At 73.2% G+C, this 14,242-nt stretch carries 12 protein-coding genes; 8 read left to right on the top strand and 4 right to left on the bottom strand.

Translation table 11 applies throughout. The annotated features are described in order from the left end of the window. The first annotated feature begins 148 nt into the window (after positions 1-148). From ACZ3YO_RS29590 to ACZ3YO_RS29570, 5 genes are all read left to right on the top strand, one after another. Positions 149-634 (top strand): DUF1453 domain-containing protein, encoded by a 486-nt coding sequence (locus ACZ3YO_RS29590; protein WP_465575251.1) that lies wholly within the window; start codon positions 149-151, stop codon positions 632-634. Positions 635-668: 34 nt separating this feature from the next. Then, entirely contained in the window at positions 669-1,829 is a 1,161-nt protein-coding gene (locus ACZ3YO_RS29585) for a sensor histidine kinase (RefSeq protein WP_465575248.1), read from the top strand. Next, positions 1,799-2,530, top strand: coding sequence for a response regulator (locus ACZ3YO_RS29580; RefSeq protein WP_465575246.1), 732 nt, complete (start codon positions 1,799-1,801; stop codon positions 2,528-2,530). Before ACZ3YO_RS29585 ends, ACZ3YO_RS29580 begins: the two co-directional genes overlap by 31 nt. Positions 2,531-2,960: 430 nt before the next feature. Further along, positions 2,961-3,296, top strand: a complete 336-nt coding sequence (locus ACZ3YO_RS29575; protein ID WP_465575243.1) for a DUF485 domain-containing protein — start codon at positions 2,961-2,963, stop codon at positions 3,294-3,296. Next, positions 3,293-5,002 carry a solute symporter family protein gene (locus ACZ3YO_RS29570; protein WP_465575240.1) on the top strand — a complete coding sequence of 570 codons (1,710 nt, stop codon included), beginning with the start codon at positions 3,293-3,295 and terminating at the stop codon, positions 5,000-5,002. The genes ACZ3YO_RS29575 and ACZ3YO_RS29570 overlap by 4 nt, the downstream gene beginning before the upstream one ends. 81 nt (positions 5,003-5,083) lie before the next feature. Here ACZ3YO_RS29570 and ACZ3YO_RS29565 read toward each other — a convergent pair whose 3' ends face one another. After that, on the bottom strand, positions 5,084-5,773 hold the full coding sequence (locus ACZ3YO_RS29565) for a response regulator (RefSeq protein ID WP_465551954.1): 690 nt from the start codon (positions 5,771-5,773) through the stop codon (positions 5,084-5,086). Next, positions 5,773-7,488, bottom strand: a complete 1,716-nt coding sequence (locus tag ACZ3YO_RS29560; RefSeq protein ID WP_465575236.1) for an ATP-binding protein — start codon at positions 7,486-7,488, stop codon at positions 5,773-5,775. The genes ACZ3YO_RS29565 and ACZ3YO_RS29560 overlap by 1 nt, the downstream gene beginning before the upstream one ends. Before the next feature lie 385 nt (positions 7,489-7,873). Between ACZ3YO_RS29560 and ACZ3YO_RS29555 the strand changes: the two genes are divergently transcribed. From ACZ3YO_RS29555 to ACZ3YO_RS29545, 3 genes are read left to right on the top strand one after another with little or no spacing between them, the layout of a single operon-like run. Then, positions 7,874-8,737 carry an ABC transporter ATP-binding protein gene (locus tag ACZ3YO_RS29555; RefSeq protein WP_465575234.1) on the top strand — a complete coding sequence of 288 codons (864 nt, stop codon included), beginning with the start codon at positions 7,874-7,876 and terminating at the stop codon, positions 8,735-8,737. Next, positions 8,727-9,626 (top strand): ABC transporter permease, encoded by a 900-nt coding sequence (locus ACZ3YO_RS29550; RefSeq protein ID WP_465575231.1) that lies wholly within the window; start codon positions 8,727-8,729, stop codon positions 9,624-9,626. Before ACZ3YO_RS29555 ends, ACZ3YO_RS29550 begins: the two co-directional genes overlap by 11 nt. Before the next feature lie 48 nt (positions 9,627-9,674). Beyond that, on the top strand, positions 9,675-10,751 hold the full coding sequence (locus tag ACZ3YO_RS29545) for an ABC transporter substrate-binding protein (RefSeq protein WP_465575228.1): 1,077 nt from the start codon (positions 9,675-9,677) through the stop codon (positions 10,749-10,751). 45 nt (positions 10,752-10,796) lie between these two features. Here the strand turns inward: ACZ3YO_RS29545 and ACZ3YO_RS29540 are convergent, their stop codons facing one another. Together ACZ3YO_RS29540 and ACZ3YO_RS29535 are read right to left on the bottom strand one after the other, a co-directional pair. After that, on the bottom strand, positions 10,797-11,699 hold the full coding sequence (locus ACZ3YO_RS29540; protein WP_465575226.1) for a sucrase ferredoxin: 903 nt from the start codon (positions 11,697-11,699) through the stop codon (positions 10,797-10,799). A gap of 88 nt (positions 11,700-11,787) precedes the next feature. Beyond that, positions 11,788-14,238, bottom strand: a complete 2,451-nt coding sequence (locus tag ACZ3YO_RS29535; RefSeq protein WP_465575224.1) for a DNA gyrase/topoisomerase IV subunit A — start codon at positions 14,236-14,238, stop codon at positions 11,788-11,790. Between the last annotated feature and the right edge of the window lie 4 nt (positions 14,239-14,242).

The raw sequence follows: 14,242 nt of genomic DNA, 5'->3' as shown, positions 1-14,242 counted from the left end.
CTCCGCGGCAGGGCCCTCCACCCGTGGGTGGAGGGCCCTCGCGTTTCCGGTCCACCCCTGGTCCACCCCGGCTCCGATCAGCGGACGGCGCCGTGTCCGTAGCGTCGGAGAGGTCAGCCCAGCCCCTTCCGCCGGAACGGAGAGACCGATGAGCGGCCTCGTCAACATCCTCGTGATCATCGCGGTGATGGTCCTGGTGGTTCAGCGCCAGATGCGCGCCCAGCGCCTGGACACCGAGCGCCGCTTCTGGCTCGTGCCGCTGATCCTCGCCGCACTCGCGCTGCGTGACCCGCAGCTGGTCGACCACGCTCATCCGGCCCCGGCCGTCGCACTGCTCGTCGCCTCGCTGCTGGTGGTGCTGGCCACGGGCTCCGTCTGGGGCTGGACCGTCCGGCTCTGGCACGGCAAGGACGGCGAGCTCTGGGCGCAGGGCACCAAGGCCACGGTCGCGGCCTGGGCCGGCATGGTCGCCATCCGGCTCGGCCTGTTCGGGATCGGCTCGGCGCTGCACGTCCGCCAGAGCGGCAGCGCGCTGCTGCTCGGCCTGGCGGTCCTGCTGCTGGTCAGGTCGCTCGTGGTGAACTGGAGGGCGCGGAACCTGGAGCCCTCGTACCGCGCCACCACGACCGGCTGACCGCCGCCGATCCGTCGAGCCAGGAGGAGTGCCCGTGCCCGGGTGGAGCTGGACCCGCTGGCCCTCCCGGGAGGGGCTGGAGCGGGACGCGGAGAGCCCGGCACGGCGGACCCTCACCGTGCTGGGCCGGACGGTGCTGTTCGTCACCCTGGTCTGGGGGACGTACTCCCGGGGGACGTACGCCGGTTGGGGCGTGGTCGCGGTCAGCGCCGGGCTGGTCGCCGTCGTGGCGCAGTGGTTCGCCTTCCTGAAGGTCAGCCGGGAGCAGCGGGCGCGGCCCACGTTCGTGCTGGCCACCACCCTGATCGGCTCCGCCTGGCTCGGCGAGTGGGGGCACGCCTATGTGCTGGCGGACTTCACCTGGGCCGGCCTCGCGGTGACCGCCCTGGTCCGGCTGCCGATCGTCGCCGCGCTGGTCACGGCCGTGGCGGCGTTCGGCTCCTACGCGGCGGCCAGTTGGGAGAGCTGGCTCGCCGTCTGCGCCACGATCGGGGGGCTCGGCGTGCTCGGCTACCTGCTGCGGCTCGACACCGAGGCGCGCGGCACCGCCCGCCGGCTGCTCACCCAGGAACGGGCGGCCCGGGCCGCCGAGGCGGAGAGCGTGGCGCTCGCCGAACGGGCCAGGATCGCCCGGGAGATCCACGACGTGCTGGCCCACAGCCTCTCGGCGCAGCTCGTCCACTTGGAGGCGGCCCGGCTGATGCTGGACGCCGGCACCGACCGGGAGCAGATCCGCGAACGGGTGGTGGCCGCCCGGCGGATGGCACAGGACGGCCTGGCCGAGACCCGGCAGGCGCTCTCCGCGCTGCGCGGTGAGTTCACCCCGGTCGGGGAGTTCCTGGTGGAGCTGACGGGGCGTGAGCGGGCCGGTCTCTCGGTCACCGGCACGCCGCGCCCGCTGGCCGCCGAGGCGGGGCTCGCGGTGCGGCGTACGGCGCAGGAGGCGCTGACCAACGTGCGCAAGCACGCCACCGGCGCACGCTGCACCGTCGAACTGCGCTACCTGCCGGAGGAGGTGGAGCTGGAGGTGCACAACACCCGCCCGGCGCGCGGCGGGTCCGCCGGCGAGCTGGCGGCCAGCGGCAGCGGGTACGGTCTGCTGGGGATGCGCGAACGCGCGGAACTGCTCGGCGGCACCCTGCTGGCGGGCCCTGACGAGGGGGGATGGCGCGTGCTGCTGCGGGTTCCGGCGTGAGCGTGATCCGTGTGGTGGTCGCGGACGACCAGACGGTGGTGCGCGAGGGCATCGTCATGCTGCTCGGGCTGCTGCCGGGCATCGAGGTGGTCGGCGCCGCCGGCGACGGGGAGGAGGCCGTCGCCCTGGTCGAGCGGCACCACCCGGACGTGGTCCTGATGGATCTGCGGATGCCCCGCTGCGACGGAGTCGAGGCGACCCGCCGGATCCGGACCGCCCACCCGGAGACCGAGGTGGTCGTCCTCACCACCTACGCCGACGACGATTCGCTGTTCCCGGCGTTGCGGGCCGGGGCGCGCGGCTACCTGACCAAGGACGCGAGCGGCGAGGAGATCGCCCGGGCCATCGCGGACGTCCGCTCGGGCGCGGCCGGGCTCTCACCGCAGGTGCAGCTGCGGCTGCTGGAGCGGCTGGCGGACGCGGCCCCCACGGCCGGCCCCGCACCCTCGCCGGGGCGCGCGGCGGGCTCCCCGGCGGCGCCCTCGGGCGTGCTGCCGGACGGGCTGACCGCCCGCGAGGCCGAGGTGCTGGCGCTGATCGCCGAGGGGCTCTCCAACACCGAGATCGCCCGGCGGCTGTTCGTCAGCCCGGCCACGGTGAAGACCCACATCAACAACCTCTTCGCCAAGACCGCCGTCCGGGACCGGGCGCAGGCGGTCGCGTACGCGTTCCGACACGGAATCACCGGTACGCAGCAGTAGTCGCATGAGTGTCTGTCGGATCATCGATCACCTCATCGAGTGAACGTATCTGCAATGGGAGTTGGCGGGGTTTGTAGGCCTCCATCATGGTTCGGTCAGCACCCCCCTCGGTCCAGGAGCAGCAGTGCCACAGCAGCAGACGAGCAGCCCCGGCCAGGGGCAGCGATTCGACTGGTGGGCCGCTCCCGCCGCCGCACCCCGGCCCGGTCGGCCGACACCGACACCGAGACCGGCCCCTGCCCCGGGCCCGTCGGGCTCGGCCCAGGCGCCGGCCCTGGCGTCGACGCCGGCCCCGTCATCGAACCCGGTGTCGGCACCGGCCTCGACCATGGCTTCGGCTTCGGCCTCGGTATCGGCTTCGGTACCGGCCGAGCCGGCGGCCCGGCCGGTCCGCGGTGAGGCGGCGCCCCCGCAGCCGGTCCCGCCCGTCGTGGAACCGCCGGTCGTCGACGCGAGCACCGAGGTGTACCGGGCCGTCCAGGCCAGCGACGCCTTCCAGGACATCAAGCGCAGCTACCGCGCCTTCGTCTTCCCCATCAGCGGCGCCTTCCTCGGCTGGTACCTGCTGTACGTCGCCGCCCAGGCCGGTGCGCCCGGCGTGATGCGCAGCCCGATCGCCGGACCGCTCAACGTGGCCTGGCTGCTGGGGCTGCTGCAGTTCGCCTCGACCTTCGTGCTCACCTGGCTCTACGCCCGCAACGCCCGCACCAAGCGCGACCGGGCCGCCCTGGGGCTCCGCTGGGACACCCAGGACCAGCTGCGATGAGGACCGCCACCCCGCCCCCCGTCGCCCCCACCGGGGACCACCACGACCTGGCCGTCGTGCTGTTCGCCGTCATCGTCCTGGTCACCCTGGGCATCACCCTCTGGGTGGGCCGACGGGGCAGCGCCGCCGAGGACTTCTACGCCGGCGGCCGGGACTTCACCCCGCTGCAGAACGGCTTCGCGCTCTCCGGGGACTACCTCTCCGCCGCCTCCTTCCTCGGCGTCGCCGGGCTGATCGCGCTGTACGGCTACGACGGCGTGCTCTACAGCATCGGCTTCCTGGTCGCCTGGCTGGTCGTCCTGATGCTGGTCGCCGAGCTCGTCCGCAACGCCGGCCGGTACACCCTCGCCGACGTGCTCGCGCTGCGGCTGCGCCGTCGTAAGGTCCGGGCGGCGGCCGGCGGCGCCAGCGTCGTCGTCACCCTGTTCTACCTGGTCGCCCAGATGGTCGGCGCGGGCAGCCTGGTCGCCCTGCTGCTCGGCACCAACAGCTCCGAGGCCCGGACCTGGACCATCGTCGCGGTCGGCGCCCTGATGATCGTCTACGTCACGATCGGCGGGATGCGGGCCACCACCTGGATCCAGATCGTCAAGGCCGTCCTGCTGGTCGCCGGCTCGGTGCTGCTCACCGTGCTGCTGATGGTCCGCTTCCACGGGGACGTCGCCGAGCTGATGCGCCAGGCCGCCCAGCACAGCGGCGCGGGGCAGCGGTACCTCGAGCCCGGGCTCAAGTACGGCAAGACCTTCACCAGCCGGCTGGACTTCTTCAGCCTCGGCCTGGCTCTGGTCCTGGGCACCGCCGGGCTCCCGCACATCCTCTCCCGCTTCTACACCGTGCCCACCGCGCGGGCCGCCCGGCGCTCCACGATGTGGGCGATCGGGCTGGTCGGCGGCTTCTACCTGATGGCCATCGCGCTCGGCCTCGGTGCCACCGCCCTGGTCGGTTCGGCGGAGGTCCGGCACGCCAACCCGGCCGGCAACACCGCCGTCCCGCTGTTGGCCCTGGTGCTCGGCGGCGGAAACGGCTCCACCGGAGGGGTGGTGCTGTTCGCGCTGATCTCGGCGATCGCCTTCGCCACGATCCTCGCCGTGGTCGCCGGGCTGACCCTCGCCTCCTCCGCGGCCTTCGCCCACGACATCTGGGCGGGCGCTTGGCGCGGCCGTCCGCGCCGCCCCCGGGGCCGACGGGCCGCCGTCCCGGCCTCCCGGCGGGTCCGCGCCGGCCGGGCGGACGGCGACGCGGCGGGGAGCGAGGCCTCCGAACGCCAGGAGGTCGGCGTCGCACGGATCGCGGCGGTGGGGATCGGGGCGGTCGCGATCGCGCTCAGCCTCTTCGCCCAGCAGATGAACGTGGCCTTCCTGGTCGGCCTGGCCTTCGCCGTCGCCGCCTCGGCCAACCTGCCGGTGCTGCTGTACTGCCTGTTCTGGCGGCGGTTCACCCCGCGCGGCGCGGTCTGGTCGGTCTACGGCGGGCTGATCCCGGCGGTGGTGCTGGTGGCCTTCTCGCCGGTGGTCTCCGGCACCAAGATGGCGCTCTTCCCGGGGGTGGACTTCCACTGGTTCCCGCTGGAGAACCCGGGCATCGTCTCCATCCCGCTGGGCTTCCTGGCCGGCTGGATCGGCACGATCACCTCGCCCGAGCCGGCCGACGCGGACCGCTACGCCGAGCTGGAGGTCCGCTCCCTCACCGGCGCCGGAGCGGCCTGAGCGGCGCCCCTTCCCGGACCCCGGCGGGCCCAGGCCCGCCGGGGTCCGGCGTGTCCGGGCCCGGGCGCGGGCCGTCGGCACTCAGGCGCGGGCCGCCAGCACGTAGCGGTGCTCGGGACGTCCGGTGTCGCCGTAGCGCAGGGTCAGCCGCAGCCGGCTTTCACGCTCCAGCTGCTTGAGGTAGCGCTGGGCGGTGGAGCGGCTCAACCCGGTGGCGTCCGCGACCTCCTGGGCGGAGAGCGGCCGGCCCGCCCGGCGCAGCACCCCGAGGACCAGGTCGGTGGTGGGCGCCGAATGGCCCTTGGGCAGGGCCGCCGCCGGGGCCGTCGCGCTGCGCAGGGTCGCGAACAGCCGGTCCACCTCGTCCTGGCCGGCCTCGCGGGCGGCCGGGCCGGCCAGCGCGTGCCGCAGCTGCGCGTAGGCGACCAGCTTCTCCCGCAGGCCGGCGAAGGTGAACGGCTTGACCAGGTACTGCAGGGCGCCGTGCTGCATCGCCGCGTGCACGGTGGAGACGTCCCGGGCGGCCGTCACCATCATCACGTCGCAGGTGATGTCGCGGTCGCGGAGCCGGCGGACCAGGGCGAGGCCGGTCTCGTCCGGCAGGTGGTGGTCGAGGAGGAGCAGGTCGACCGGGCGGCGCTCCAGCGAGGCCAGCGCCTCGGCGGCCGAGTGCGCGGTGCCGGTGACCCGGAAGCCGGGCACCTTGGCCACGTACGCGGCGTGCACGTCGGCGACCCGGAAGTCGTCGTCCACCACGAGTACGTCGATCATCACGCCTCCACGAGCGGTGCGGTGGGCAGGGCTCCGGCCTCGGGGCGCCGGGCGTCGGCAACCGCGGCGGTGGGCGGGGCATCGGCAACCGCGGCGGTGGGCAGGGCATCGGCAAACGGGGCGCCGGCGTGCACGGCCTCGTCGTGCAGCGCCTCGGGCAGCTCGACGGTGAACCGGGCGCCGCCGAGCGGGCCGGTGTCGAGCACGATCCGGCCGCCGGTCCGCCCGACCAGCCGCCGCACCATCGCCAGCCCCAGCCCGCGCGGCCGGTGCGCGGGCGCGTCCTTGCTGCTCCACCCCTCCTCGAAGACCCGCTCGCGCAGCTCCTGCGGCACGCCCGGGCCGCTGTCCGCGACCTCGACCAGCAGAGTGGAGCCGGCGGCGGCCAGCGTCACATCCACCCGGCCGCCGCCGCCCGGCGCCAGTGCGTCCACCGCGTTGTCGATCAGGTTGCCGAGCACGGTGACCAGCGTCCGCGCGTCGACCACCGCGTCCGGCAGGTGCGCGGCGGGGGCGACCGCCAGCCGGACGCCCCGCTCGCCCGCCACCGCCGCCTTGCCGGCCAGCAGCGCGGCGACGTGCGGGTCCTGCACCTGTTCGGCGATCCGCGCCGCGACCACCGCGTGCGAGCCCGACTGCTCGGAGATGAACGCCACCGCCTGCTCGTGCCGGCCGAGCTCCAGCAGCCCCAGCAGGGTGTGCATCCGGTTGGCGTGCTCGTGATCCTGCGCCCGCAGTGCCTCGGTGAGGCTTCGGGTGGTGTCCAGCTCGCGGACCAGCGACTCCAGCTCCGTGCGGTCGCGCAGTGTCACGACGGCGCCGCCCTCGGCCGTGGCCATCCGGTTCACCACCAGGACCCGGTCGTCCCGGACGGCCGGCAGGTCCGTACCGGTGATCCGGCCGGCCAGCACGTCGGCCAGCCGGCCGGGCGGCAGCACCTCGTCGATCGGCCGGCCGGTGCAGCCCTCGGGCAGGCCGAGCAGCCGCAGCGCCTCGTCGTTGGCCAGCCGGATCCGGCCGCGCTCGTCCAGCGCCACCATGCCCTCGCGGATGCTGTGCAGCATCGCCTCGCGTTCCACCAGCAGCGCCGAGATGTCGGCCAGCGCGATGTTGTGGGTGCGCCGCTTCAGCCGGCGGGCCAGCGCCAGGGTGGCGACGGTGCCCGCGGCCAGGCCGGCACCCGCGCAGAGCAGGATGCCGGTGAGCATCTTCAGCAGCCGCCGGCGGATCGAGCCGTCGCTGATCCCGACCGACACCTCGCCGACGATCCGCCCGTCCGCGATCCGCAGCGGCACCTTGCCGCGTGCGGTGCGCCCCAGGGTGCCCTGCTGGATGGCGGTGACGCTGCGGCCGCTGAGCGCCGGCTCGGGGTCGGTGGAGACCCGTTGGCCGATCCGGTCCGGGTCGGTGTGCGAGAGCCGGATCCCGTCCAGGTCGGTGACCACGACGAAGCTGGCGCCGGTGGCCAGCCGGATCTGCTCGGCGTTGCGCTGCGCGGTCGCGGAGTCGCGGGCCTCGGCGGCCCGGGCGATCACCTCGTCGTTGGCGGTGGCCTGGGCGATCGACAGCGCACGCTGCATCGCGTCGTGGTCGAGTTCGGAGCTGACCGGCGCCAGGAAGAGGCCGGCGGTGACGATGGTGACGCCGACGGTGACCACGGTCTGGCTCAGCAGCAGCTGGGCGAAGACCCGGCGGGGCCAACGGGGGTGCTTCATCCGGGCCTCCTCTCGGCGGGCGTTCGGGCGTTCGGGCGTTCGGGCAGGTGGGCGGGCATTCGGGCGGGCCTTCGTGAGGCCTTGGGCCGGGCGGGCTTCGGGCGGTCTCCCGGGCTTTCCGGCGGGTTGCTGGGTGGTCTGGCGGCCTGGTCTGGGGGCCCGCCGGTGGGCCGGCTTTCCGGCCGGTCGGCGGGTTGTGGGGCGGGTGGTCGGCACACCCTATGTTTCCGAGGTGTTTCTGTCAGCCGCGTCCCCGCTGTTGTAGCGGAAGCAAAACGAGCAGAACACCCCTCAAAGCGGAGAACCCGCAGTACGCCGAGAAGCCTCCCGCCACCGCCCCGGCCGCTCCTAGCCTCCCGGAGCAAGCACAGACCCGGGAGGTCACATGAGCACAACCCCGGCGGCAGCCCCCACAACCCCCACGGCGCAGGCGGTACCGGCGATCGAGCTGGCCGGCGCGACCAAGCGCTTCCGCACACCGTCCGGCACCCTGCACACCGCCGTCCGCGATCTCGACCTGACGGTGGCGCAGGGCGAGTTCGTCGCCGTCGTCGGCCCCACCGGCTGCGGCAAGTCCACCACGCTGACCCTGGTCAGCGGCCTGGAGGAGCCCACCGAGGGCGACGTCCGGGTGTACGGCGAGGCGGTCGACGGGATCAACCCGCAGGTCGGCTTCGTCTTCCAGCAGGACGCCGTCTTCCCCTGGCGCACCGTCCTGTCGAACGTGACGGCCGGCCCGCGGTTCCGCGGAGTCCCGGCCGCCGAGGCGCGGGAGCGGGCCCGCGACTGGCTGGCCCGGGTCGGCCTCGGGGCCTTCGAGGACCGCTACCCGCACCAGCTCTCCGGCGGTATGCGCAAGCGCGTCGCGCTCGCCCAGACCTTCGTCAACGACCCCAAGATCCTGCTGATGGACGAGCCGTTCTCGGCGCTGGACGTGCAGACCCGCGCCCTGATGTCCGACCAGCTGCTGGACCTGTGGGCCGGCACCAGTTCTTCCAGCGACGCGGCCTCCGTCGTCTTCGTCACCCACGACCTGGACGAGGCGATCGCACTGGCCGACCGGGTCGTGGTGATGACGGCCGGCCCGGCCACCGTCAAGGAGATCTTCACCGTCGACCTGCCGCGCCCGCGCACGGTGGAGGCCGTCCGGCTGGAACCGAGGTTCGTCGAGCTGTACCGCGAGATCTGGGCCTCGCTCGGCGAAGAGGTGCGCATCACCCGTGAGAGAGGAGCGGGTCGTGCCGCTTGAGACCGCGTCCACCGCGTCCACCGCGTCCACCGCTTCCGCCGTCGCCGGCAAGCCCACGGCCGCCCCCACCACCAGGACCGAGGCCCGCGAACGGGCCGCCCGCAACCGGAAGTTGCGGGTGTACGGGGCCCGGGTCGCGGTGCTCCTCGCCTTCCTCGGGCTCTGGGAGCTGTGTGCCCGCACCGAGGTCATCGACCCGTTCAACTTCTCCCAGCCGTCGAAGATCTGGGCGCAGATCTGGCAGTGGATCACCCACGGCACCGCCCAGGGCTCGCTGGGCGAGCAGATCGGCTACACCCTGTACGAGGCCCTCACCGGCTGGGTGATCGGCGTCACCGGCGGTGTGCTGCTGGGCATCGCGCTCGGCCGGATCCGGTTCCTGGCCGACGTGTTCGGGCCCTACATCAAGGTGCTGAACGCCATCCCGCGCATCGTGCTGGCCCCGATCTTCCTGATCTGGTTCGGCCTCGGCCCGGCCTCCAAGGTGGCCTCCGCGGTGGTGCTGGTGTTCTTCCCGGTCTTCTTCAACGCCTTCCAGGGCGCCCGCGAGGTGGACCGCAACCTCGTCGCCAACGCCCGCATCCTGGGCGCCAACAACCGCAAGGTCACCCTGCAGGTGGTCATCCCCGCCGCCACCACCTGGATCTTCACCAGCCTGCACGTCAGCTTCGGCTTCGCGCTGATCGGCGCCATCGTCGGCGAGTACATCGGCGCCACCAAGGGCCTCGGCCTGCTCGTCGCCGCTGCTCAGGGCACCTTCAACGCCGCCGGCGTGTACGCCGCCATGACCATCCTCGCCGTGGTCGCGCTGCTCACCGAGGGGCTGCTGACCTTCGCCGAGAAGAAACTCTTCCGCTGGAAGCCCGCCGACTCCGGCGACGGCCGCTGACCCCCCGTTCCCTCCCCTCCCGTCGTACGTAGAGAGGCACCCCACCCCATGCGCTCGAACCCGACCGGCAGAGCCGCCGCAGCCGCCCTCGCCGCCGCCCTGATCCTCCCGCTCGCCGCCTGTGCCAACGACGCCGCCTCCACCTCCCACAACGGCGCCGCCCCGGCCGGCCAGCAGGTCGACGGACCCAAGGTGAAGATCATGGTCGGCGGCCTCGACAAGGTCATCTACATGCCCGCCATGCTCACCCAGCGCCTCGGCTTCTTCGCCGAGGCGGGCGTCAACGTCGAGCTGATGAGCGAACCGGCCGGCGTCAACGCCACCACCGCCCTGCTCGCCGGTGACGTCCAGGGCGCGGTCGGCTTCTACGACCACACCATCGACCTCCAGGCCAAGGGCAAGAACGTCGAGTCGGTCGTCCAGTTCTCCCAGGCCCCCGGCGAGGTCGAGATCGTCTCCACCAAGCAGGCCGACGCCATCAGGTCCGGCGCCGACTTCAAGGGCAAGAAGCTCGGCGTCACCAGCATCGGCTCCTCTACCGACTTCCTCACCAAGTACCTCGCCGTCAAGAACGGCACCGCGGTGGCCGACTTCAGCCCGATCGCGGTCGGCGCCGGCCAGACCTTCATCGCCGCGCTCCAGCAGGGCTCCATCGACGCCGGCATGACCACCGACCCCACCGTCGCCAACATCCTCGACAAGGGCCTCGGCAAGATCCTCTACGACATGCGCACCCCCGAGGGCTCGCGCGCCGCGCTCGGCGGGCTCTACCCCTCGTCCTCGCTCTACATGAACACCGACTGGGTGGCGAAGAACAAGGACACCGCCCAGAAGCTCGCCAACGCCTTCGTGAAGACCCTCAAGTGGATGTCCACCCACAGCCCCGAGGAGATCGCCGCGAAGATGCCCGCCGACTACGCGCAGGGCGGCGCCGACCAGTACGCGGCCGCGATCAAGGCGACCCTGCCGATGTTCACCACCGACGGCGTGATGCCCGCCGACGGCCCCGCGACGGTCCTCGCGGTGCTCGCCGCCTTCCACCCCGACGTCAAGGGCAAGGAGGGCACGATCGACCTCGCCCGCACCTACACCACCGAGTTCGTCAGCAAGGCCGCCACGGGCTGAACCCGAGCCGACGGTCCCGCGCTCACCCCCACGGGCGCGGGGCCGTCACCGCTCCCGGACGGACACGACGTCCATCCGGGACGGCGTCCCCGCGGCCTTGCCGCAACTCTCCGGGCGGGGCGGCTCACTCGCGCCCTCGACCACCTCGACCTCCCAGGCGCGGCCGTCCTCGTGGCGCACCGTCACCAGCCAGCGGCCGTCACCGGACGGCTGCTGCGTCAGCGTCAGCGCGTCGGCCCGGGTCTCGCCGGTGGCCAGCCGTACCGCGTGGTCGGCGGCCTGGCCCGGGCGCTCCCAGCCGGAGCAGCCGCGGGCCCACTCCGGCACCATGTGCCCGGCCGCCGTCGCCGCCAGCACGTCCTTGGCGGTCTCCGCCGTCAGCCGCCCGTACGCGTAGCCGTACGGCAGCACCAGCATGGTGGGGGAGAAGCGGTGCCCGCCCAGGTGCGTGACCTCCCACACCTCGCTGTGCCCGGCCGCCGCCAGCTCGGCCGCCAGCGGCCGGCCGAGCAACGCGCAGCAGCGGTCTCGGCGGCCGTTGGTGCACACCAGGGCGACCGGCCCGCCGACGTGTTCCGTCCCGAGACCGCCGTGCTCCCCGGCGCCCAAGGCCGCGAAGTCCAGCCCCAGCAGCTCCGCCGGATCCGCCACCTCGGCCCGCCGCACCCAGCCCCGGCCCGGCACGCTGTGCGCCACGATCACCTCGTGGCGCGCCGTCGGCAGGCAGTCCGCATGCCGCCCGGGCCGCCGGATCAGCGCCACCCGCACCCCGGTCCCCGCCGCGGCCGCCTCCAGCGCCCGCCCGACCACCGAGTCCAGATGGCTCTCGCCCAGCGCCTTCGCCCCCCACGGCCCGCTCTGCTCGACCAGCAGCCAGGTCGTGGCGGTCGCCGCCGTGGCGGCCAACGGCTCCGACAGTTCACGCGACAACGTCGCACAAGTGCTCACGCAGGTAAGGCTACCCGTACTGAAAAGACCGCGGCGGGACACCGAAAGGTGCCCCGCCGCGAGCCTGTCCTCCGTCCGCCCGGCGCCGCTACGCCGGGCCGGCGACCACCGCGATGGGCGTCGTCACCGGCGTACCCGAGCCGTCACGGCGCGGGTCCCGCTCGGGCAGGTCGACCGGGGCGCCCTTGGCGGTGGCGGCCCGGGCGGGGGAGGGACCGGCCCAGGCGAAGGCCAGGGCGTCCTCACCCCGCAGGAAGCGCTGACAGCGGACACCACCGGTGGCACGGCCCTTGCGCGGGTACTGCTCGAACGGGGTGACCTTCCACGAGCTCTGCTCCTCGCCGGTCAGCGTCCCCGCGGCACCGGCCACCGAGACCACCACCGCGTCCGCCGCCGGATCCACCGCCGTGAACGAGAGCACCCGGGCACCGTCCGACAACTTGATGCCGGCCATGCCGCCCGCCGGGCGGCCCTGCGGACGGACCTGGCCCGCCGGGTAGCGGAGCAGCTGCGCGTCCGAGGCGATGAAGACCAAGTCCTCCTCACCGGTGCGCAGTTCGACCGCACCGATCACCTCGTCGCCCTCCTTCAGGGCGATCACCTCGAACTCGTCCTTGTTGGCGGGCCACTCGGGCACCACCCGCTTGACCACGCCCTGCACCGTGCCCAGCGCCAGACCCGGCGACGACTCGTCCAGCGTGGTCAGCGCCAGCACCCGCTCGCCCGCCTCCAGGCGCAGGAACTCGCCCACCGCGGCGCCGCCCGCCAGCGTCGGCGACGGCGTCGGCGGCAGAGCCGGCAGATCGATCACCGGCAGCCGCAGCACCCGGCCCGCCGACGTCACCACACCGACGTCCGCGCGCGCCGTCGCCGGCACCGCCGACACGATCACATCGTGCTTCGCCCGCTTCTCCGACAGCTCGAACGGCTCTCCGTCCGCCGTCCGTGCCAGCAGACCCGTCGACGAGAGCAGCACCCGGCACGGATCGTCCGCCACCTCCAGCGGCACCGCCAGCGACGCCGACGGCACCGCCCCCGCCTCCAGCAGCACCGTCCGCCGCTCCGTGCCGAACTGCTTGCCCACCGCGGCCAGCTCCGTCGACACCACACTGCGCAGCCGCGTGTCCGACTCCAGGATCTCCGTCAGCTCGGCGATCTCCGAGTTGAGCTTCGCCTGCTCCTCCTCCAGCTCCACACGGTCGAACCGGGTCAGCCGGCGCAGCGGGGTGTCCAGGATGTATGCCGTCTGCGTCTCCGACAGCGAGAAGCGCTCGATCAGGCGCTCCTTCGCCTGCGCCGCGTTGTCGCTCGACCGGATGATCGCGATGACCTCGTCGATGTCGACCAGCGCCACCAGCAGGCCCTCGACCAGGTGCAGCCGCTCCTGCCGCTTACGGCGACGGAAGTCGCTGCGCCGGCGCACCACCTCGAAGCGGTGGTCGACGTAGACCTCCAGCAGCTCCTTCAGCCCCAGCGTCAGCGGCTGGCCGTCCACCAGCGCCACGTTGTTGATGCCGAAGGTCTCCTCCATCGGCGTCAGCTTGTACAGCTGCTCCAGCAACGCCTCCGGCACGAAACCGTTCTTCACCTCGATCACCAGCCGCAGCCCGTGCTCGCGGTCGGTGAGGTCCTTGACGTCCGCGATGCCCTGCAGCTTCTTCGCGTTGACCAGGTCCTTGATCTTCGAGATCACCTTCTCCGGGCCGACGTTGTACGGCAGCTCGGTGACCACGATGCCCTTGCGGCGGGCGGAGACCGCCTCGATCGTCGTGGTGGCACGGATCTTGAAGGTGCCGCGGCCCGACTCGTACGCGTCCCGGATGCCCGACAGGCCGACGATCCGCCCGCCCGTCGGAAGATCCGGACCGGGAACGAACCGCATCAGCGTGTCCAGGTCCGCGTTCGGATGCTTGATCAGGTGCCGGGCCGCCGCCACCACCTCGGACAGGTTGTGCGGCGGCATGTTCGTCGCCATGCCGACCGCGATGCCCGTCGCACCGTTCACCAGCAGGTTCGGGAACGCCGCCGGCAACGCCAGCGGCTCCTGCTCGCTGCCGTCGTAGTTCGGGCCGAAGTCGACGGTGTCCTCGTGGATCGACTCCACCATCGCCATCGACGCCGCCGTCAGCCGCGACTCCGTGTACCGCATCGCGGCCGGAGGGTCGTCGTTGCCCAGCGAACCGAAGTTCCCGTGCCCGTCGATCAGCGGCAGCCGCATCGAGAACGGCTGCGCCATGCGCACCACGGAGTCGTAGATCGACGCGTCACCGTGCGGGTGCAGGCGGCCCATCACCTCGCCGACCAGGCGCGCGCACTTCACGTGCCCGCGCTCCGGCCGCAGGCCCATCTCGTTGGCCTGGTACAGGATCCGCCGGTGCACCGGCTTCAGACCGTCCCGCGCGTCGGGCAGCGCGCGCGAGTAGATCACCGAGTAGGCGTACTCCAGGAAGGAGCCCTGCATCTCGTCCACAACGTCGACATCGAGGATCCGCTCCTCGAAATCTCCGGGTGGCGGGGTCTGCGAACTGCGGCGGGCCATCGCG

This window comes from Kitasatospora sp. NPDC022785 (genome assembly GCF_055561295.1).
Note: the sequence above shows the minus strand (reverse complement) of the source record. Positions and strands in the feature narration are given on the sequence as shown.

Coding starts and splice junctions, on each gene's coding strand:
- ACZ3YO_RS29560 (WP_465575236.1), bottom strand. CDS start 7,488: ATGAAGCACCCCCGTTGGCCCCGCCGGGTCTTCGCCCAGCTGCTGCTG.
- ACZ3YO_RS29590 (WP_465575251.1), top strand. CDS start 149: ATGAGCGGCCTCGTCAACATCCTCGTGATCATCGCGGTGATGGTCCTG.
- ACZ3YO_RS29555 (WP_465575234.1), top strand. CDS start 7,874: ATGAGCACAACCCCGGCGGCAGCCCCCACAACCCCCACGGCGCAGGCG.
- ACZ3YO_RS29565 (WP_465551954.1), bottom strand. CDS start 5,773: ATGATCGACGTACTCGTGGTGGACGACGACTTCCGGGTCGCCGACGTG.
- ACZ3YO_RS29580 (WP_465575246.1), top strand. CDS start 1,799: ATGGCGCGTGCTGCTGCGGGTTCCGGCGTGAGCGTGATCCGTGTGGTG.
- ACZ3YO_RS29570 (WP_465575240.1), top strand. CDS start 3,293: ATGAGGACCGCCACCCCGCCCCCCGTCGCCCCCACCGGGGACCACCAC.
- ACZ3YO_RS29545 (WP_465575228.1), top strand. CDS start 9,675: ATGCGCTCGAACCCGACCGGCAGAGCCGCCGCAGCCGCCCTCGCCGCC.
- ACZ3YO_RS29535 (WP_465575224.1), bottom strand. CDS start 14,238: ATGGCCCGCCGCAGTTCGCAGACCCCGCCACCCGGAGATTTCGAGGAG.